The organism is Pseudomonas fluorescens, assembly GCF_040448305.1.
Classification (GTDB): Bacteria; Pseudomonadota; Gammaproteobacteria; order Pseudomonadales; family Pseudomonadaceae; genus Aquipseudomonas; species Aquipseudomonas fluorescens_BH.
Genome location: NZ_CP148752.1, coordinates 1856455 through 1875103, shown reverse-complemented (window position 1 = coordinate 1875103; position 18649 = coordinate 1856455). Strand labels below are relative to the sequence as shown.

The following is an 18649-nucleotide window of genomic DNA, read 5'->3' as shown; positions in this document are numbered from 1 at the left end:
ATCTCATGCGCGGACTTGGGACCCTTGTTCCGCGCATCAGATTGGCGTCAGACAACGCTGCCCGCATTCCTGCCGTCGCTACGCCGGAGTCCGGCAAAGCGCGGCTTTTTTTCTGCCCGGCTCATCTGTATGGGCAAGGAACTTTATGGACAACAACGCACATACATTCAAAACCTATTGGTCAGGCCAGGTTCCGTTCATCGCTTCCTTTGCAGTGCAACAATTACGTCTATGGGTCAGCACTAATCCGTGGTTTTCCGGGCATGAGCACGGCGCCTGGTTCGAGTTGCCTCGCGAAACCCTGGACAGTCTACAAGCGGACTACCAGGTTCAATGGGGCCAACTCGGCCAAAAACTGCTGACCGGCCAACCCTTCAGCTTCGATGATCGACGCTTCTCCAGCGGCAACTGGAGCGAGCCACTGTTCGGCTCCCTCGCTGCGTTTTACCTGCTCAACGCAAGCTTTCTCCTGAAACTGCTCGACAAGCTGCTGATCGACGAAAAAAAACCGCGCCAACGCCTGCGCTATCTGGTGGAGCAAGCCATTGCCGCCAGTGCGCCAAGCAATTTCCTGGTCAGCAACCCTGATGCGCTCCAGCGTGCGGTTGAGACTCAAGGTGCCAGCCTGATGACAGGTTTGGCGCATATGGCCAGCGACATGAACGAAGGCAAAATGCGCCAGTGCGATAGCGGTGCCTTCAAGGTTGGCGTCGACCTGGCCAACACCCCCGGCGAAGTGGTCTTTGAGAATCACCTCTTCCAGCTAATTCAGTACTACCCGCAAAGCGAAACCCAGTACCGACACCCGGTATTCGTCGTACCTCCGTCGATCAACAAGTACTACATCCTTGATCTGCGCCCGGACAACTCGATGGTCCGCCACCTGCTGGAACAGGGACATCCCGTATTCCTAATGTCCTGGCGCAACTTTGATCAGGAACACGCTGGCACCACCTGGGATGACCTGATTGAGCACGGGGTAATCGACGCCCTGCAGGTGACCCGCAATATCAGTGGCGAGCAACGACTCAATTGCGTGGGCTTCTGCATCGGCGGCACCCTGCTGAGCACGGCGCTGGCAGTACTTGCTGCACGCGGCGACAGGGAGATCGCCAGCGTGAGCCTGTTCACCACGTTCCTTGACTACCTGGATACCGGTCCCATCGACATATTCGTCGACGAAGAACTGGTGGCCTATCGAGAACGCACCATCGGCGGCATGAATGGTCCCATCGGTCTGTTTCGTGGTGAGGACATGGGCAATACCTTTTCCCTACTGCGCCCCAACGAGCTGTGGTGGAACTACAACGTCGACAAATACCTCAAGGGGCAGAAGCCGATCCCGCTTGATCTGCTGTTCTGGAACAACGACAGCACCAACCTTCCGGGGCCGATGTACTGCTGGTATCTGCGCCACACCTATCTGCAGAACGATTTGAAATCAGGCGAACTGGAGTGCTGCGGGGTCAAGCTTGATTTGCGTGCAATTGACGCTCCCGCTTACATCCTCGCCACCCATGACGATCACATCGTGCCCTGGAAAAGCGCCTACGCCAGCACCAACCTGCTCTCCGGGGCCAAGCGTTTTGTATTAGGAGCTTCAGGGCATATCGCCGGCGTCATCAATCCACCGGCCAAGCAGAAGCGCCATTACTGGACCAATAATCGGGTTACGAAAAACCCGGAGACCTGGTTCAAGAATGCTGAGCAGCAACCCGGTAGCTGGTGGAGTGATTGGTTCAACTGGCTGGCGGGACACTCCGGCGAGCGCCAACCAGCGGTTGCGCACATAGGGAATGACAAATTCCCGCCTCTGGAGCCGGCGCCAGGCAGTTATGTAAAGCAATGAAAGACTGAAATGCCCTGCTGCATGACTTCATGCAGCAGGTCAACTGCGGATCATTTGTTTCGGTACAAGGAAAGAGGCCCCATGAGCACCGCGTTGCGCATCAACGAAGCACTTTTGATTGCCGGGCACGCATTCGAACCTTTTCAATGCGTCGCCTGGGCCGCGCAAGACGGTAATGGCGAACTGAGCCTGACCGTCATCGACCGGGCAGCCACTCGTATTTGTCGCAAACAGATTCCAAGCAGTACCTATTCCGACCCGGCGCAGCTGGAAAACCTGCTGGAAGAGGTACGCGCCGAGTTGAGCCAGGGGGGCTACGCGCTGCAATCCTGGGCAATGCCAGGGTAAACATTCTCGCGGATCGCTACCAGGATGTGAGGCAAATATTGGGCACGGGGCGACAATCCATTTCATCCCTGATGGAATGATTTGCCGGGCTGGAGTTTTTTCAGAACCGCAGAAACGAAAAAGCCCCGAATAATCGGGGCTCTAACGTTTAAATGTGGCGGTGAAGGAGAGATTCGAACTCTCGATACAGTTTCCTGTATACACACTTTCCAGGCGTGCTCCTTAAGCCACTCGGACACTTCACCGTATCTCTTCAAACAAGTTCTGTCTGTCGAGGCGCGCTAATGTAGTCGAAAGCATTTCCGATGGCAAACATTTTTTTCAGAATTTTCATGCGGTTAACGCGATTCAGCGTTTCCGGTCGCTCCGGGCCATGGCAAACCGGCCAATCTCCGGCTTCGTGCCCTCTTCTATATAGAGGGGAATGCGCGGCAGGCACGGCGGGCTACGCTTGGCGGGCGGGTAAAGGGTGACTGGCGGGTCAGTCACGGCGCTTTACCTGGCCAGCGGCGGTGGGTAACGTCTGCCCAACTTTATTGAAAGGAATAGCGTCATGAGTGAGTTGATTTCCTACCATCTCGAAGACGGTATCGCGACCCTGACCTTGAGCAATGGCAAGGTCAATGCCATCTCCCCGGATGTAATTGCCGCGTTCAACGCTGCGCTGGATCAGGCCGTGACTGATCGTGCGGTGGTGATCATTACCGGCCAGCCGGGCATTCTCTCTGGTGGTTATGACCTGAAGGTGATGACGGCCGGCCCTAGAGAAGCCGTGGCACTGGTGACCTCCGGCTCGACCCTGGCCCGCCGCCTGCTGTCGCACCCCTTCCCGGTAATCGTCGCGTGCCCGGGGCATGCAGTGGCCAAGGGCGCGTTCCTGCTGTTGTCGGCCGACTATCGCATCGGCGTAGAAGGCGCGTTCAGCATTGGCCTGAACGAAGTGCAGATCGGCATGACCATGCACCACGCGGGCATCGAGATTGCCCGTGACCGCCTGAACAAAGTGGCGCTGCAGCGTTCGGTGGTCAACGGTGAGATGTTCAATCCACAAGGCGCCGTGGCGGCCGGCTTCCTTGATGTCGTGGTCTCGCCTGAAGAACTGCAAGGCGCGGCACTGGCGGCGGCTCGTCAGTTGAAGAAGATCAACATGACCGCGCACAAGAACACCAAGCTGAAAGTACGCAAAGCGCTGCTGGAGGCCCTGGACAACGCGATTATCCAGGACCAGGAACATCTGGGTTAAGCCCGGATCCGCTGCAAAGAAAAGCCCGACCGTCGTGTCGGGCTTTTTCATACATGTCTGTGTTAAACGTCTGTAATCGCTCTAGACCGCATCTGACCCATTAGTCGGAAACATCAGCTCAAACATCAGCTATCTCCCACCTCCCTGGCAGCAATTGCCGAAAACAGTGTACATCCGTACACTGCGCCACCTTTTGTCCCGGTGGGGCCTGTAAATGCTGTTTGTGTTGCGTATGTCATTGATGGGCCTGCACTTTATCGTGGCGGGTGTGCTGGGGGTGATTCTCGGCCTGTGCCGGCCATTCAATCCGGACAACAGCCGCCTGTGCGCACGCCTGTACGCATGGCCGGCCATGTGCATTTTGCGTTTGCGGGTGAAGGCCGAAGTCGGGCCGTTGATGGATAAACCCGACAGCTGCGTGATCATCGCCAATCACCAGTCCAACTATGACCTGTTTGTGTTTGGCAACGTGGTGCCCCGTCGTACCGTGTGCATCGGCAAAAAGAGCCTGAAATGGGTGCCGCTGTTCGGGCAGTTGTTCTGGCTGGCCGGCAATGTGCTGATCGACCGTGGCAATGCGCAAAAGGCGCGAAAGTCGATGTTGACCACCACCCACACCCTGCAAAACAAAGACACCTCGATCTGGGTTTTCCCGGAAGGCACGCGCAATCTGGGTGAGGACTTGCTGCCCTTCAAGAAAGGCGCGTTTCAGATGGCCATTGCCGCCGGGGTGCCGATCGTCCCGGTGTGTGTCAGCAGTTACGTCAAACACATGCGATTGAACCGCTGGCGCAGTGGGAAAATTCTGATTCGTTCGTTGCCGGCGATTCCCACCGCCGGATTGAGCCTGGACGACTTGCCCATGTTGATCGCCCAGTGCCGCGAGCAGATGCGTGAATGCATCGAATCGATGGACCGGCAACTGCAAGCCGCCTGAAAAAGAAAACCCGCCTGGTGCGGGTTTTCTTTTGCCTGCGCGTTTTTGCCCAGAACTCGGCAGATTTAACTGACTCTCAAACACTGCGAGGCTAAGCTGATCCACACTGCCATTGCATTTGTTGCCAATTGAAAGCTGCCGAAAGAAGTGAACCACCATCATGGGTAGAGTTGTTGCTGCTGCGGTTTATAGCGCCGGTAAGAGAGTCACCAATATCACCCTCGACGAAGGCGCTGCCTGGGCTGCCAAGCCCGGGCACTTTGTCTGGATCGGCCTTGAGGAGCCGAACGCCGAGGAACTCTACAACCTGCAACGCCAGTTCAACCTGCACGAACTGGCCATCGAAGACGCCCTGGAAAAACACAGTCGCCCGAAGCTGGAAACCTTCGGCGATGCGCTGTTCATCGTGACGTATTCGCCCATCCGCCACGAAGGCAAACTCGAGTTCATCGAGACGCATATCTTTGCCGGCAATGGCTACATCATTACTGCGCGCAACGGTCACTCGGCGTCCTACGCCCATGTCCGACAGCGCTGTGAGGCGCGTCCGCTATTGCTTGAGCACGGGGAAGATTTCGTACTCTATGCCATCCTCGATTTCGTGATCGAAAACTACCAGCCGATGGGCGAAGCCATTCACGGGGAAATCGATGAGCTGGAGCACAACGTGTTGTGCGGCTCGCTGAATGACTACGACATCCAGAAGCTGCATGGCCTGCGTCGTGATGTTTTGCGCTTGCGTCGTTATGTGGCCCCGATGATCGAGATAGGAGAGGAGTTGCAGAGGCTGAGCTTCCCGTTCATCGACAAGAACATGCGGCCGTACTTTCGCGATGTGCAGATTCATGTAACGCGGCAGATGGAAGACCTGACGACGCTGGCGGATATTGCCAGCCAGACGATTGAAGTCGGGGTGCTGTTGGAGGCCTCACGCCAGAGCGTGGTGCAACGCAAGTTTGCGGCCTGGGCGGCGATCCTGGCCTTCCCGACGGCAGTGGCGGGGATCTACGGGATGAACTTCCAGAACATGCCGGAGTTGAGCTGGCACTACGGGTATTTCGGGGTGCTGGGGTTTATTACGGTGGGTTGTCTGGGGTTGTGGGCGAGTTTCAAGAAGTCGGGGTGGTTGTAGGAGCGAGCTCGCTCGCGAAAAACCCAAGGGCGCCGCTGTGTACCTGGTTCAACGCGCTATCGTTCACGACCTTCGCGAGCAGGCTCGCTCCCACAGTGGATCTTCGGTGTTGCAGAGATCAATGTGGGAGCGAGCCTGCTCGCGATGCTTTTAGTTTCAATCAGCTGTTGGCTTGTGCGCGACAAACCGCATCATCCACTCGGCCACGGTGGTGCCGTGGTGTTCCTGTTCCAGGCTCGCGATACCCTTGGAGTAGACCTGCTCACCCAGTGCCTGCTGGCGAATCTCCAACAGGGCGCGGGAGTAGTCGTGGATGAATTCCGGATGCCCCTGGAAGCACAGCACCTGATCGTTGATGTGGTAGGCCGCATACGGGCAGAAATCGCTGGACGCGATGACTGTGGCGTTCTCCGGCAGCGACGTGACCTGGTCCTGGTGACTGATCAGCAGCGTCAGTTCTTCGCGCACCGGGCTCATCCATGGCGCCTTGGCGGCCAATTTGTAGTTGTGGGTGCCGACGCCCCAGCCTTGGGTCGCACGCTCGCTCTTGCCACCGAGCAGCAACGCCAGCAACTGATGACCGAAGCAGACGCCCAGCAATTTGTCGCCGCGCTCGTAGCGGGTCAGCAGATAGGTCTTGAGGGTTTCGATCCACGGGTCGGTGCCGAAGGAGTCGGCCTTGCTGCCCGTCACCAGGTAGGCGTCGAACGTCAGGTCGTCGCTTGGGTATTCACCCTGCACCACGTTGTAGACGGTGAACTCGGCGGCGATCGGCTGCTGCGAAAACAGGTGTTTGAACATCTGCCCGTAGCCCTGATATTGGTCAACCAATTCCGGACGCAGGTGGTCGGTTTCCAGAATGCAGATGCGTAACGACATAAAAAATACCTGACACGTGATGGGAATAATGCACACCCCAGAGCCTGCCTTGAAACGCTGTGTCAAGGCAAGCCCCGAAATGCATCATCTCTCCCTTAGAACGCCTCCCCTTTGGCGGCCTTCTCCAGCAGCAACGCGGGAGGCGCGAACCGCTCGCCATACTGCGTGGCCAGATACTGGGCGCGGGCAACGAAGTCCTGCACGCCGTACTGGTTGATGAACTGCAGCGCACCGCCGGTCCAGGCGGCGAAACCGATGCCGAAGATCGAGCCAACGTTGGCATCGGCCGTCGAGGTCAACACGCCCTCCTCCACACAGCGCACTGTTTCGATGGCTTGCACGAACAGCAGGCGATCACGCACGTCCTTGGGCGAGATCTGCCCGTCGGCTTTCTCGAAGCGGGTTTTCAACTCAGGCCACAGGTGTTTCTGGCCGCCCGCCGGATACTCGTAGAAACCTCCACCGCCAGCCTTGCCCGGACGCTTGAACTCATTGAGCAGCAAGTCAATCACGGCAAATGCCGGATGTTCTGTCAGCGGCTTGCCTTCTGCTTGCAGGTCTTTGGCGGTTTGCAGACGGATATGGTTCATCAGGCTGAGGGACACTTCGTCAGAGATCGCCAGCGGCCCTACCGGCATGCCGGCCTTGCGCGCTTCAGTCTCGATCATCGCCGCGCTTACGCCCTCGCCCAGCATAGCAATGCCTTCATTGGTGAAGGTGCCGAACACCCTTGAGGTAAAGAAGCCGCGGCTGTCGTTGACCACAATCGGGGTTTTCTTGATTTGCAGGACGTAATCGAAGCCGCGGGCCAGGGTTTCGTCGCTGGTGTTGGCGCCCTTGATGATTTCCACCAGCGGCATTTTTTCCACGGGGCTGAAAAAATGCAGGCCGATGAACTTGCTCTGGTCGGGCACGGCACAGGCCAGGCCGCTGATCGGCAGGGTCGATGTGTTGGAGGCGATCACGGCGTCCGCGCCGACGACCTTCTGCGCCGCCAACGAGACCTTGGCCTTCAAGGCTCGATCCTCGAACACGGCCTCGATGATCAAGTCGCAACCGGCCAGGTCGGCATCGCTTTCGCTGGTTTGAATGCGTGACAGAACGATGTCGCGTTGCTCGATGCTCATTTGTCCGCGAGCGACTTTCTTGTCCAGCAACGCCGCCGAATGCGCCTTGCCCTTCTCCGCCGCCGCAAGGCTGATGTCCTTGAGCACCACCTCGATCCCGGCCGACGCGCTGACAAACGCGATACCGGCGCCCATCATCCCGGCACCGAGCACGCCAACCTTGCGGGTGATATAAGGCGCAAAACCTTGAGGCCGCGAGCCGCCGGCATTGATTTCGTTGAGCTGGAACCAGAAGGTACCGATCAGGTTTTTCGAGACCTGGCCAGTGGTCAGTTCGGTGAAGTAGCGGGTTTCGATCAGGTGCGCTGTATCGAAATCCACCTGGGCGCCCTCGACCGCCGCACAGAGGATTTTCTCCGGTGCGGGCATCGTGCCCTGGGTTTTACTGCGCAGGATCGACGGCGCAATCGCCAGCATCTGCGCGACTTTCGGGTTAGACGGTGTGCCGCCCGGTATCTGGTAGCCCTTCACGTCCCAGCGCTGCACCGCCACCGGATTGGCCAGAACCCACGCCCGCGCCTTGGCCAACAGGTCTTCATGATCGCTCGCCAGCGCATCGATCAATCCTGCCTGCAGCGCTTGTTGTGGCCGTACCTTCTTGCCTTCAAGCAGATAAGGCAGGGCTTTTTCTAGGCCGAGCATGCGCACCATGCGCACCACGCCTCCGCCGCCCGGCAGCAGGCCGAGGGTGACTTCCGGCAGGCCGAGTTGCACCGACGGGTTGTCCAGCGCCACGCGATGATGGCAGGCCAGGCAGATTTCCCAGCCGCCGCCCAATGCAGCGCCATTGATCGCCGCGACCACTGGCTTACCGAGGGTTTCCAGGGTGCGCAACTGGCCCTTGAGGCTCAGCACCATGTCGTAGAAGGCCTTGGCCTGGGGTTTGCCGACCTTGATCAGTTCATTGAGGTCGCCGCCTGCGAAGAAAGTCTTCTTGGCCGAGGTGATGATCACACCGGCGATGCTGTCCTTGTCGGCCACCAGGCGCGCAACGCAGTCAGCCATGGCTTCGCGGTACACCGCGTTCATGGTGTTGGCGCTCTGGCCGGGCATGTCGATGGTCAGGACGACGATCTGGTCCTGGCCTTTTTCGTAACGAATGGCTTCGTTCATAACTGGGTTCCTTGAAGTCCGGGCTCAGAGGCGTTCGATGATGGTGGCAATGCCCATGCCGCCACCGACACACAGGGTCGCGAGGCCGTAACGCAGGCGTCGGGCCTCCAGTTCATCGAGCAGCGTGCCGAGAATGGCGCAACCGGTGGCGCCCAGCGGGTGGCCCATGGCGATTGAGCCGCCGTTGACATTGACCTTGTCCGGATCGACGGCCATGTCCTTGATGAATTTCAACACCACCGACGCGAACGCCTCGTTGACCTCGAACAGATCGATGTCTTCGACCCGCAGCCCGGCCTTGGCCAGCGCCTTGCGGGTCGCCGGCGCGGGGCCGGTGAGCATGATGGTCGGATCGGTGCTGGTGACTGCCGTGGCGACAATCCGCGCCCGTGGTTGCAAGCCCAGTGCCCGGCCCTTGGCTTCGGAGCCGATGAGCATCAGCGCCGCGCCATCGACTATCCCGGAACTGTTGCCGGGGGTGTGCACATGGTTGATCCGCTCGACATGGCTGTAGACCCGCAGCGCGGTGGCATCGAAGCCCATCTGCCCGATCATCTCGAAACTCGGCTTGAGCTTGCCCAGGCCTTCCAGGGTCGATTCGGCGCGGATGAATTCATCGTGATCGAGCAGGATGATGCCGTTCTGGTCCTGCACCGGCACCAGCGACTTGTTGAACGAACCGTCGGCCCGCGCCCGCGCAGCCTTTTGCTGTGAATGCAGGGCATAGGCATCGACATCCTGACGACTGAAGCCTTCAAGGGTGGCGATCAGGTCGGCACCCACGCCCTGTGGCGTGAATTGACTGTGCAGGTTGGTCGCCGGGTCCAGCGCCCAGGCCCCGCCATCGCTGCCCATCGGCACCCGGGACATCGACTCGACACCACCGACCACCACCAGGTCTTCGAAGCCTGAACGCACTTTCATCGCGCCGAGGTTCACGGCCTCCAGCCCCGAAGCGCAGAACCGATTGATCTGGACTCCCGCCACACTGACATCCCAATCGGCCACTTGAGCGGCGGTCTTGGCGATGTCGGAACCTTGATCGCCAATCGGTGTCACGCAGCCGAGCACCACATCATCGACCTGGCTGGTGTCCAGCGCTGTGCGCTGTTGCAGCGCCGTAAGCAAACCGGCAACAAGGTTCACCGGTTTGACGCTATGCAAGGCGCCATCGGCCTTGCCTTTGCCACGGGGCGTGCGTAACGCGTCGAAAATCAATGCTTGGGTCATGACGTCCTCGAACCACAGTGCAGGTGGGTAAATACTGAGTGCCCACTCTTGGCCCGAGCCGCGTTTGATTCAATGACCGCAGCGCTCACAGACGTTGACGCTCACGCTCAGACGGACGGTAGTCAGCTACCGCTCAGGACACCAAGCTGTCTAGCCAACGGGCGCCAAAGAAGCTGGCAATAGGCCTCATGCCTTTTTTAAAGCAAATCGCAAGATTCCCATACGAAATGGATCTAAGCCAAGCTTAACGCGGGCTCTAAGGTGAACTTGTACGAAGTTGTCGTCGGGTTTTGCCGAGGCACTCGTCACTACAGGAAGTGCAACGCGCTGCCATCATGGAGCTATGCGGGCAGGCATCAGGAAATAACAAAAAAGGCGGTCAAGCCATGTTCAAACAATCGAAAGTACGTCAAGCCGGGCTCATCCTTTTCGCCACCACGCTGTTGTTGATATTGCCGAACCTGACCAAGGTCATCGGCTAGTCGCGTCTAAAAGATACGGCGTCACAGTTTTTGAATTGCCACTCTCAAAATGTGACTGGCCCGCTACCCGGGCCAGCGTGGCTGTGCCAATCTTTGCGGCACTTGCACGACATGGACGGCGATCACTTGAAAATGCTCATTCTGCTCGGGGCCATGCTGTTCGGCTCGCCCCTGTATGCCGCACAGCTGAACCTGGAGCTGGGCGCGAACAGTCGCACCTGGCAGACCGAGCAATTGCTCAAGCATCCTCAGGTTCAAACCATCGACATCAGCAACGACGTTTCCTACAAGCGGGACATGAGTTACCGCGCCGTGCCGCTGTCCGCGCTGCTGACCGGCATCAAGCCTGAGGACCACCTGCAAGCCGTGGCCCTGGATGGTTTTGCCGCCGAAATGACCGCGGCGCCGTTGCTCAATACCCAAGGGGCACAGGCGTGGCTGGCGATTGAAGATCCGGCCAAACCCTGGCCACCGCTATCGGAAGGCAAGCCAGGCGCCGGGCCGTTCTATCTGGTCTGGAGCAATCCGCAGGCCGGCAATATCAGCCCCGAACAATGGCCGTTCCAGGTGGCGAGCATCAAACGCCTGGCGCCCGTAGCCGAGCGCTTCCCTGCCCTGCTGCCCGATCCGGCGTTGAAGGCTGATGATCCGGTGAACAAGGGATTTGCGATGTTCCAGAAGAACTGCCTGGCCTGCCATCGACTCAATGGCGCCGGGGACGCGCAATTCGGGCCGGACCTGAATATTCCGTACAACCCGACCGAGTACTTCGGTGCGGACTTCCTCAAGCGTTACATTCGCGATCCACAGAGTTTGCGTCAGTGGCCGCAGGCGAAAATGCCCGGGTTCTCGGCCGAGGTGTTGCCGGATGGGGATCTGCAGATGCTGGTGGGGTATTTGAAGCATATGGTTGGGCGCAAGGTGAAGCCCTAAGTCTTGTGCTGCATGGGCCGGCCTCTTCGCGAGCAAGCCCGCTCCCACATTGGAATTGCTGTGCACCGCGAATTGTGCGCATGCCGCAGATCAAATGTGGGAGCGGGCTTGCTCGCGAAGCGGTATCCCCGATTTTACTGCTGTTGCACCGAAATCACCGGCGCGGGCGTCGGTGACACCAGCACCTTGGCGTGCATCTGCTCACACCCGCCACCCCGGCGCATCCCGCGCACCGGGCAGGCATCCAGGTAATCCAGGCCCACCGCCAGCTTCAGGTGGCGTTCCGGCCGGGCCAGTTCATTGGTCACGTCGAAGCTGTACCAGGCGTCATCCAGCCAGGCTTCGGCCCAGGCGTGGCTGGCCAGGTGTTCGCTGTTTTCGCTGTACAGATAGCCCGACACATAACGCGCGGGAATGCCCAGGCTGCGGGTGCAGGCGAGAAACGCGTGGGTGTGGTCCTGACACACGCCGGAGCGTCCGGCAAAGGCCTGGGCCGCGCTGGTGTCCACTTCCGTGGAACCCGGCGTGTAGGTCATATGCTGGTTGAGGCCATGCATCAGATCGATCAACGCCGTGCGATCGCGGCGTTGCTTGCACTCCTTCTCGGCGAACGCACGCAGGGCGGCGTCGGCTTCGGTCAAACGGGTGAAGCGCAGAAACGGCAGTGCCGACTGGCTCTCGTGTTCGGCCTCACGCCATTCGTCGATATCGACCTGGCCACGGGCGCCGATAATGATCGCTTCATGGGGCTCGTCCATGGTCAGCACATGCAGGATGTTGCCGAACGGATCGAGCTGCGCCCGCACCGGACGCGGCAAGTCGAGCTGCCAGCTAAGCACGTGCTGGCGCTCGCTGTCGTGGGGAGTCAGGCGCAGATACTGGATGCTCGCCCGCACCTTGTCTTCGTAGTGATAGGTGGTCTCGTGGCTAATGGAAAGTCTCATGCGGCCTCCAGATAAGAACTGTGAATCGCGTTACCCAACTGGCGCACCAGCGGGATGAACTCGGTCAGCCAGGCGTGCAGGCCTTCTTCGAGAATTTCATGGATGCCGGTGTAGCGCAGGCGTGCGTCCATTTCTGCCGCCAGGCGTTGTGCGGGACGACCATTGGCCCCCGGCAATTGCGCGAGGATCAGGTCGATTTCTTCGGTGCAGGCGCGCAGGGATCGCGGTACATCGGCCCGCAGCAACAGCAATTCGGCGACATGCCGGGCGCCGGGGGCGTCGCGGTAGATTTCCGTGTAGGCCTCGAACGACGACAACGCCCGCAACAATGCGCTCCATTGGTAATACGCATGGGCGGTGCCATCGCTGACCGCTTCGGCCTGATCGCCGGCCATTTCGTAGCGGGCATCGAGCAGGCGCAAGGTGTTGTCCGCCCGTTCGATAAAGGTCCCCAGACGAATGAAACGAAACGCATCGTTACGCATGATGGTGCCGTAGGACGCGCCCCGGAACAGGTGGGAACGTTCCTTGATCCACTCGCAGAAACGGCTCATGCCGTAGCGACTGAGGCCCTGTTCGGCGATGCCGCGAATTTCCAGCCAGGTGGCGTTGATGTTTTCCCACATGTCCGCGGTGATGCGCCCACGCACCGCATGGGCGCTGGCCCGAGCGGCACCGAGGCAGCTGTAGATGCTCGCCGGGTTGGCCGCATCCAGGGCGAAAAAATGCAACAGCCGCTCGGCATGCAGTTCGCCATGGCGCTCCAGATAATCGTCCAGGGTGCCGGTGATCAGCAGCGGCATGGCCAGTTCGTGCAAACCGTCGCCACGACCGTCCTGCGGCATCAGCGACAGCGAATAGCTGATGTCGAGCATCCGTGCGAGGTTTTCCGCCCGCTCCAGGTAACGCGACATCCAATACAAATCCGAGGCAGTTCTACTTAACATGACAGGCTTCCTTTAATCCTCGACCACCCAGGTGTCCTTGGTTCCGCCGCCCTGGGAGGAATTGACCACCAGGGAGCCTTCGCGCAGGGCGACGCGGGTCAAGCCGCCGGGCACGACCCGGGTTTCACGGCCCGACAGGACAAACGGCCGCAAGTCGATGTGGCGTGGTGCAATACCGTTTTCGACAAAGGTCGGACAGGTCGACAGCGACAACGTCGGTTGCGCGATATACGCATGGGGCTTGGCGATGATCCGCGCGCGGAAGGCTTCGATTTCCGCCGCCGTCGCTGCCGGCCCCACCAGCATTCCGTACCCGCCGGAGCCTTGGGTTTCCTTGACCACCAGTTCTGGAAGATTGGCCAACACGTGGGAAAGCTCAGAGGGATTACGACATTGCCACGTAGGAACGTTCTTCAGGATCGGTTCTTCATCGAGGTAGAAACGGATCATGTCGGTAACGAACGGGTACACCGACTTGTCGTCCGCCACCCCCGTGCCGATGGCATTGGCCAGCACCACGTTGCCGGAACGGTAGGACGACAGCAGCCCCGGCACGCCGAGCATCGACTCCGGGTTGAAGGCCAGCGGATCGAGGAACGCATCGTCGAGGCGACGATAAATCACGTCCACCGCTTTCGGCCCGTCGGTGGTGCGCATGTAGACCTTGTCGTCACGCACAAACAGGTCCGCGCCCTCCACCAGCTCCACACCCATTTCCCGCGCAAGAAACGCATGCTCGAAGAACGCGCTATTGAAGCGCCCCGGCGTCAGCACCACCACGCTCGGGTTGTCGATGGGGCTGGAGCTTTTCAGGGTATCGAGCAACAGGTTCGGGTAGTGGTCGATGGGGGCGATGCGTTGCGCCGCGAACAGCTCGGGGAACAGGCGCATCATCATCTTGCGGTCTTCGAGCATGTAGCTGACACCGCTCGGTGTACGCAGATTATCTTCGAGCACGTAGTAGGTGCCGTCGCCGTCGCGCACCAGGTCGACGCCGGAGATGTGCGAATAGATATCGCGGTGCAGATCCAGGCCCTGCATTGCCAACTGGTACTGCTCGTTGGCCAGCACCTGCTCGGCCGGAATGATGCCGGCCTTGATGATGCGCTGCTCGTGGTAAAGGTCGGCGAGGAACATGTTCAACGCCTTGACCCGCTGGATGCAGCCGCGCTCGACTATCCGCCATTCGCTGGCGGGGATACTACGGGGGATGGTGTCGAAGGGAATCAGGCGCTCTGTCCCTTGCTCATCACCGTAGAGCGTGAAAGTAATCCCGGCGCGATGAAACAGCAGATCGGCCTCGCGTCGCCGTTGTGCCAAAAGCTCGTCAGGCGTCTCGGCCAGCCAACGGGCAAACTCCCGATAATGCGGGCGGACCTGGCCACCGGCATCGTACATCTCATCAAAATAGGTGCGGATCATGCCGTACTCCTTGTCACTCGGACGTCCAGACCTTCGCAAGGCCCGTGCCATCGGCATAAACGCTTAGATTTCAATCAGTTGGATAATCAAGACGCACGCAACGCACCAATCCTGTGCGACAAATGCCCCAACCTGATTGCCCCCGCTTCATTGCAAGGCGCTGTGATCGCCTATCACCAGCATAGTCAGAGTTGATTTCACTGCCTGGCAATGGCTGCGGATAATCCATGCATTCGCTGAAATGCTCACCAAACTTCCCTTTTAGCCGTCTGCCCAGGCGGCTTTTTTTTGCCGAAGTTCAATGACCGAAAATGAAAACGGCCAACCCGAAGGTCAGCCGTCATTGCTGGTTGTCACTGTTCATAAGGTTATGCGAGTCGCCCTCGTACCTCCTGCTTCACTCCCCAGCCTTCGATGATGCCGCCCAACGGCTCAACCACTGCTTCGAAACCTTGTTCGAAGTCGCCGATGTCGTCGTAGGTGGCATACATGACCTTGCACAGCTCCAGCGCCCAGGCGCCGTCGTCGCGCACACTGATTTGCGCATTCAGGGATTCACCACGGTGGAAATGACCTGCCGCCCTGCGTGCCCGCTCCTCGTCCGGGAAAATGGCGTAGAACTCGATGGGATGAAACCGCGAAAAGTCAAAACCGCCTTCTTTCATGCGGCGCAGAACGCTGCTGCTGATGTCTTCTTGATAGGCTGTGCTCATGAAACGTCCTCCTCAAAACGATGGATAGACTTTCCGTACTCCCTCACCCGCAACCGAACAGCGCGAGCGACGGCAACCGATGTGCCGGCGGGAAACAAGCATGGAGCTGACAAGACCAGACCTTAGCGATTCATTCGCTGATCTCGCCTGCAGAGTAGCCTCAAGATAGAGCCTCTGCCAAGGCCTGGATGTGAATGCGAGAGGTGTTGCTCAGATTGGAGTAATGCCGAGGATTTGAATGCTGTTCTGAGACTTGAGCTCTTTGACGCACGCATCAGTGGTCCGCCCTTCCAGATCGTTCAGATCCAGTTCGGCAGCGACAGGAAGAAGCCGGGCCTTGATGAGCTTGGCGGCACGCTCGTAGTCCGGGCGCTCGGTGCACTCAAAGACTTCGTCGATGGTTTCGCCATGATCATCCACGAAAGTGACTTTCCACTTTTGCATTGGTGCCTCCTCGATAAAACCCATGGATGGGCTTACCTCTATCTCGACCTTGTTAGCTGGCTAATTGTTCCGCCTTGTTGCGCCGCAATTCACTGTGGGAGCGGCGGTGCGGCGATCCGACTTGCTCGCGAAGAGGGTGTGTCAGTTGACAGAATTGCTGACTGATACACCGCTTTCGCGAGCAAGTCGGATCGCCGCACCGCCGCTCCCACAGGTTTTGTGATTCAACCCATCAGTCGTTACTTGGTTTGTTCACCGCCTGCAACACATACTGAGGCAAGGCGAAGGCGCCGATGTGGATTTCAGGATTGTAGTAGCGGGTGATGATGCCGCTGCCCGTGAAGCGCTGTTGCAGGGTTTCGCGGGACAACTTGCGATAAGCGGTATTGGTGGCGCCCCAGGCGAAGGTCATCGAGCCACCGATGTAGGTCGGCACGGCGGCCTGGTAGAAGTGCCAGTCCGGGAACAGGCTGCGCAGGCGACCGGCGGTGGTCTTCACTTCTTCGATCTGCATGAACGGCGTGCCGTTCTGCGTCACCAGGATGCCGCCTTCGTTCAGGCAGCGGTGGCAGGCCTGGTAGAAGTTTTCCGAGAACAGCACTTCGCCCGGCCCGATCGGGTCGGTGGAATCGGAAATGATCACGTCGAACTTTTCAGTGGTGGTGGCGACGAAACGCATGCCGTCGTCGATCACCAGGTTCAGGCGTGGATCATCGAATGCACCCTTGGAGTGGTTCGGCAGGAATTCCTTGCACATGTCGACCACGGTGCCGTCGATCTCGACCATGGTGATGTGCTCGACACTGCGGTGCTTGGCCACTTCACGCAACATGCCGCCATCACCGCCGCCGATGATCAGCACGCGCTTGGCAGCACCGTGCGCCAGGATCGGCACGTGGGTGAGCATTTCGTGGTAGATGAACTCGTCGGCTTCGGTGGTCTGGATCACGCCGTCCAGCGCCATCACCCGGCCCATGCGCGGGTTTTCGAAGATCACCAGGTGCTGGTGCTCGGTGCGCACTTCGTGCAGCAGTTTTTCCATGCGAAAACGCTGGCCGTAGCCTTCGTAGAGGGTTTCCAGGTAGTCGCTGGTCGGGGTATTGCTCATGGGAAGTGCTCCGATGAATGCGGGTGGCAACGGACGGTTACCCGCCCATGATGGCCAATCGAGCGTCTCGATTGACCGGGAAAGGCGCGCATTCTACGTCGCGGAACATGACAGGTCGAACCTCACTTGTTCGACTTGCCCCAATCCTGTGGGAGCGGGCTTGCTCGCGAAGCAGGCAACTCGGTCTGTCGGCGAACCGCGTAATCGTTCTTCGCGAGCAAGCCCGCTCCCACAGGGTCGGTGTAGTCTGGGGGAATTCCGTCAGAACTTGACGTTGCCCCGCGGCCCGGCGATGGCCCAGATGATCAGTCCCAGCACCGGCAACAGCGCGATCAACAACACCCAGAGGATTTTCATCCCGGTCTCGGCGCTACTTTTGAACACGTTGATGATGGCCCAGATGTCCAGGACAAAAATGATCAAGGCAACCAGGCTGTTGAACGTGGAACCCATGGTGACGCTCCCAAAAAGTGATATGCCCCCTCAGGATAGACGGTCGTCGCAAGGGTTCCCTTTTATTGACAGTATTTTGCTATCAGACGTGGATCGCCACTTTCAGGGCTTCCAGGGATGGCGCGGCTGCGATGCCGACTTCGGCGCACAATTCCAGCACCCGTGGCACGTCATTGCCGTAGACCAGGACCACCTGCAGCTCGTCATCGAGCAACTGGCTGAAATTCATCAGCGTGTAGCCACCGTTTTCCTTGTTCATGCTGCTCATCTGCACCTGGATGCGGTTGAGCGCGGTCAGGGCTTCGGTCTTGGCCAGTTGCTTGGGCTTGAGATTGAACTCCACCCCCGGGCCGAACGACGCGACGATCTGCGCGAACAGGTCCATGTAGGTGTCAGCCTGGAACAGCACCGTTTCCGGCAAACTGCCGACCACCACCCACTCACCCAGCGGGATCGGGAAGGTTTCGTCGTAGTTGATGTCCGGATTGGCGGTCAGGAAAGCCTCGGGATCGGCGTAGGCCTGGGCCGCTTCGTGCGCGACCTTGAGGATTTCGTCTTCGCCCATGCACCCGGAGCTGATTTTGCTGATGAGTTCGACGAGTGCGGCTTTCATGGGGAGGATCCTGTAGCGAGGTGAATTTTGAGGCCGCGAAGGATACCGCAAGGATAGATTCGAATGCCCAAAAAAGATCGCAGCCTTCGGCAGCTCCTACATTGAGTGGTGTACACCTGTAGGAGCTGCCGAAGGCTGCGATCTTTTAAAGCAATCAGCCAACCAGTTTCTGCAACTGAGCAACGGTATCGGAAGCCCCCATGGTCCTGGCAGCCTCCAGCGCAGTGATGCCATTGGCGTCCTTGGCTTTCGGGTCGGCGCCCTTGCTGACCAGGTAGTCGACCACTTCGACGCGGTTGAACATCGCTGCCATCATCAGCGCCGTGCGGCCATCGAAGGACGAGCCTTCAACCTGGGCGCCGCCGTCGACCAAGGCCTTGATCACCGCCAGGTCGCCCTTGAAGGCGGCGCCGGCAATCGGGCTCTGGCCGTTGTCGTTGCGGATCTCCGGATCGGCTTTGTGCTCCAGCAGGACTTTTACCGTGTCCACATGACCGTGATACGCGGCCAGCATCAGCAAGGTATCGCCCTTGTGGTTACGCAGGTTCGGCGGCAAACCCTTGGTCAGCAGCGCGGCCATCATCGCCGCATCGCCCTCCCGTGCCTTGTTGAATACCTGTTCGGTGAATTCGGCGGCTTCTTCGGGGGTCATCTGGCGGCTTTTGTCTGACATTGGGCACTCCCTTTTCTGTCATTCGTAAAAGCCGACAGTTTCCCGAGCGCCCCCGGCAC

Annotated in this window: 18 protein-coding genes and 1 tRNA gene; 6 read left to right on the top strand and 13 right to left on the bottom strand. The window is 59.2% G+C overall.

Annotated features, from left to right (window positions below; genetic code table 11):
- Window positions 1–145 precede the first annotated feature (145 nt).
- Complete coding sequence (gene phaC, locus WHX55_RS08595) at window positions 146–1849, top strand: class I poly(R)-hydroxyalkanoic acid synthase (RefSeq protein WP_353742403.1); 1704 nt, start codon at window positions 146–148, stop codon at window positions 1847–1849.
- An 81-nt stretch (window positions 1850–1930) separates the two neighbouring features.
- Window positions 1931–2197, top strand: a complete 267-nt coding sequence (locus WHX55_RS08590; RefSeq protein ID WP_150724623.1) for a hypothetical protein — start codon at window positions 1931–1933, stop codon at window positions 2195–2197.
- A 155-nt stretch (window positions 2198–2352) separates the two neighbouring features.
- Here the strand turns inward: WHX55_RS08590 and WHX55_RS08585 are convergent.
- A tRNA-Ser gene (locus WHX55_RS08585) sits at window positions 2353–2442 on the bottom strand.
- A 308-nt stretch (window positions 2443–2750) separates the two neighbouring features.
- On the opposite strand from WHX55_RS08585, the gene WHX55_RS08580 reads away from it, so the two are divergent.
- The 3 genes from WHX55_RS08580 to WHX55_RS08570 all read left to right on the top strand — a co-directional run bounded on the left by WHX55_RS08580 (window position 2751) and on the right by WHX55_RS08570 (window position 5509).
- On the top strand, window positions 2751–3440 hold the full coding sequence (locus tag WHX55_RS08580; protein ID WP_150724622.1) for a crotonase/enoyl-CoA hydratase family protein: 690 nt from the start codon (window positions 2751–2753) through the stop codon (window positions 3438–3440).
- 214 nt (window positions 3441–3654) lie between these two features.
- Window positions 3655–4377, top strand: coding sequence for a 1-acylglycerol-3-phosphate O-acyltransferase (locus tag WHX55_RS08575; protein ID WP_353742402.1), 723 nt, complete (start codon window positions 3655–3657; stop codon window positions 4375–4377).
- Between the two features lie 160 nt (window positions 4378–4537).
- Complete coding sequence (locus WHX55_RS08570; RefSeq protein ID WP_151213311.1) at window positions 4538–5509, top strand: magnesium and cobalt transport protein CorA; 972 nt, start codon at window positions 4538–4540, stop codon at window positions 5507–5509.
- Between the two features lie 156 nt (window positions 5510–5665).
- On the opposite strand, the gene WHX55_RS08565 is transcribed toward WHX55_RS08570, so the two are convergent.
- The 3 genes from WHX55_RS08565 to WHX55_RS08555 form a co-directional block, all read right to left on the bottom strand.
- Entirely contained in the window at window positions 5666–6388 is a 723-nt protein-coding gene (locus WHX55_RS08565; protein WP_150753325.1) for an amidotransferase, read from the bottom strand.
- Between the two features lie 95 nt (window positions 6389–6483).
- The gene (locus WHX55_RS08560) at window positions 6484–8628 is read right to left on the bottom strand and encodes a 3-hydroxyacyl-CoA dehydrogenase NAD-binding domain-containing protein (RefSeq protein ID WP_353742401.1); all 2145 of its coding nucleotides are present in this window, start codon (window positions 8626–8628) and stop codon (window positions 6484–6486) included.
- Window positions 8629–8652: 24 nt separating this feature from the next.
- Window positions 8653–9858: an acetyl-CoA C-acetyltransferase gene (locus WHX55_RS08555; protein ID WP_353742400.1), complete on the bottom strand. Its 1206-nt coding sequence runs from the start codon at window positions 9856–9858 to the stop codon at window positions 8653–8655.
- 593 nt (window positions 9859–10451) lie between these two features.
- Between WHX55_RS08555 and WHX55_RS08550 the strand changes: the two genes are divergently transcribed.
- A complete protein-coding gene (locus WHX55_RS08550) occupies window positions 10452–11273 on the top strand; it encodes a cytochrome c (RefSeq protein WP_150724616.1) in 822 nt (273 codons plus the stop codon).
- A 134-nt stretch (window positions 11274–11407) separates the two neighbouring features.
- Here WHX55_RS08550 and WHX55_RS08545 read toward each other — a convergent pair whose 3' ends face one another.
- The 9 genes from WHX55_RS08545 to WHX55_RS08505 all read right to left on the bottom strand — a co-directional run bounded on the left by WHX55_RS08545 (window position 11408) and on the right by WHX55_RS08505 (window position 18590).
- Window positions 11408–12217 (bottom strand): transglutaminase family protein, encoded by an 810-nt coding sequence (locus WHX55_RS08545; RefSeq protein WP_150758897.1) that lies wholly within the window; start codon window positions 12215–12217, stop codon window positions 11408–11410.
- Window positions 12214–13164, bottom strand: a complete 951-nt coding sequence (locus WHX55_RS08540) for an alpha-E domain-containing protein (RefSeq protein WP_150724614.1) — start codon at window positions 13162–13164, stop codon at window positions 12214–12216. Before WHX55_RS08540 ends, WHX55_RS08545 begins: the two co-directional genes overlap by 4 nt.
- A 12-nt stretch (window positions 13165–13176) precedes the next feature.
- Window positions 13177–14586, bottom strand: coding sequence for a circularly permuted type 2 ATP-grasp protein (locus WHX55_RS08535; protein WP_007988088.1), 1410 nt, complete (start codon window positions 14584–14586; stop codon window positions 13177–13179).
- 368 nt (window positions 14587–14954) lie between these two features.
- Complete coding sequence (locus WHX55_RS08530; protein WP_150724613.1) at window positions 14955–15299, bottom strand: ribonuclease E inhibitor RraB; 345 nt, start codon at window positions 15297–15299, stop codon at window positions 14955–14957.
- Between the two features lie 210 nt (window positions 15300–15509).
- Window positions 15510–15743 carry a hypothetical protein gene (locus tag WHX55_RS08525; RefSeq protein ID WP_150724612.1) on the bottom strand — a complete coding sequence of 78 codons (234 nt, stop codon included), beginning with the start codon at window positions 15741–15743 and terminating at the stop codon, window positions 15510–15512.
- Between the two features lie 232 nt (window positions 15744–15975).
- On the bottom strand, window positions 15976–16851 hold the full coding sequence (gene speE / locus WHX55_RS08520; protein WP_046042939.1) for a polyamine aminopropyltransferase: 876 nt from the start codon (window positions 16849–16851) through the stop codon (window positions 15976–15978).
- Between the two features lie 261 nt (window positions 16852–17112).
- On the bottom strand, window positions 17113–17304 hold the full coding sequence (locus WHX55_RS08515) for a PLD nuclease N-terminal domain-containing protein (RefSeq protein ID WP_085716868.1): 192 nt from the start codon (window positions 17302–17304) through the stop codon (window positions 17113–17115).
- An 82-nt stretch (window positions 17305–17386) separates the two neighbouring features.
- On the bottom strand, window positions 17387–17917 hold the full coding sequence (locus WHX55_RS08510; protein ID WP_353742399.1) for a hypothetical protein: 531 nt from the start codon (window positions 17915–17917) through the stop codon (window positions 17387–17389).
- A gap of 154 nt (window positions 17918–18071) precedes the next feature.
- A complete protein-coding gene (locus tag WHX55_RS08505) occupies window positions 18072–18590 on the bottom strand; it encodes an ankyrin repeat domain-containing protein (protein ID WP_150753330.1) in 519 nt (172 codons plus the stop codon).
- Window positions 18591–18649 lie beyond the last annotated feature (59 nt).

Bases quoted from the DNA above. Each gene is read 5' to 3' on its own strand.
- phaC (WP_353742403.1), top strand. From the start codon at position 146: ATGGACAACAACGCACATACATTCAAAACCTATTGGTCAGGCCAGGTT.
- WHX55_RS08590 (WP_150724623.1), top strand. From the start codon at position 1,931: ATGAGCACCGCGTTGCGCATCAACGAAGCACTTTTGATTGCCGGGCAC.
- WHX55_RS08580 (WP_150724622.1), top strand. From the start codon at position 2,751: ATGAGTGAGTTGATTTCCTACCATCTCGAAGACGGTATCGCGACCCTG.
- WHX55_RS08575 (WP_353742402.1), top strand. From the start codon at position 3,655: ATGCTGTTTGTGTTGCGTATGTCATTGATGGGCCTGCACTTTATCGTG.
- WHX55_RS08570 (WP_151213311.1), top strand. From the start codon at position 4,538: ATGGGTAGAGTTGTTGCTGCTGCGGTTTATAGCGCCGGTAAGAGAGTC.
- WHX55_RS08565 (WP_150753325.1), bottom strand. From the start codon at position 6,388: ATGTCGTTACGCATCTGCATTCTGGAAACCGACCACCTGCGTCCGGAA.
- WHX55_RS08560 (WP_353742401.1), bottom strand. From the start codon at position 8,628: ATGAACGAAGCCATTCGTTACGAAAAAGGCCAGGACCAGATCGTCGTC.
- WHX55_RS08555 (WP_353742400.1), bottom strand. From the start codon at position 9,858: ATGACCCAAGCATTGATTTTCGACGCGTTACGCACGCCCCGTGGCAAA.
- WHX55_RS08550 (WP_150724616.1), top strand. From the start codon at position 10,452: ATGGACGGCGATCACTTGAAAATGCTCATTCTGCTCGGGGCCATGCTG.
- WHX55_RS08545 (WP_150758897.1), bottom strand. From the start codon at position 12,217: ATGAGACTTTCCATTAGCCACGAGACCACCTATCACTACGAAGACAAG.
- WHX55_RS08540 (WP_150724614.1), bottom strand. From the start codon at position 13,164: ATGTTAAGTAGAACTGCCTCGGATTTGTATTGGATGTCGCGTTACCTG.
- WHX55_RS08535 (WP_007988088.1), bottom strand. From the start codon at position 14,586: ATGATCCGCACCTATTTTGATGAGATGTACGATGCCGGTGGCCAGGTC.
- WHX55_RS08530 (WP_150724613.1), bottom strand. From the start codon at position 15,299: ATGAGCACAGCCTATCAAGAAGACATCAGCAGCAGCGTTCTGCGCCGC.
- WHX55_RS08525 (WP_150724612.1), bottom strand. From the start codon at position 15,743: ATGCAAAAGTGGAAAGTCACTTTCGTGGATGATCATGGCGAAACCATC.
- speE (WP_046042939.1), bottom strand. From the start codon at position 16,851: ATGAGCAATACCCCGACCAGCGACTACCTGGAAACCCTCTACGAAGGC.
- WHX55_RS08515 (WP_085716868.1), bottom strand. From the start codon at position 17,304: ATGGGTTCCACGTTCAACAGCCTGGTTGCCTTGATCATTTTTGTCCTG.
- WHX55_RS08510 (WP_353742399.1), bottom strand. From the start codon at position 17,917: ATGAAAGCCGCACTCGTCGAACTCATCAGCAAAATCAGCTCCGGGTGC.
- WHX55_RS08505 (WP_150753330.1), bottom strand. From the start codon at position 18,590: ATGTCAGACAAAAGCCGCCAGATGACCCCCGAAGAAGCCGCCGAATTC.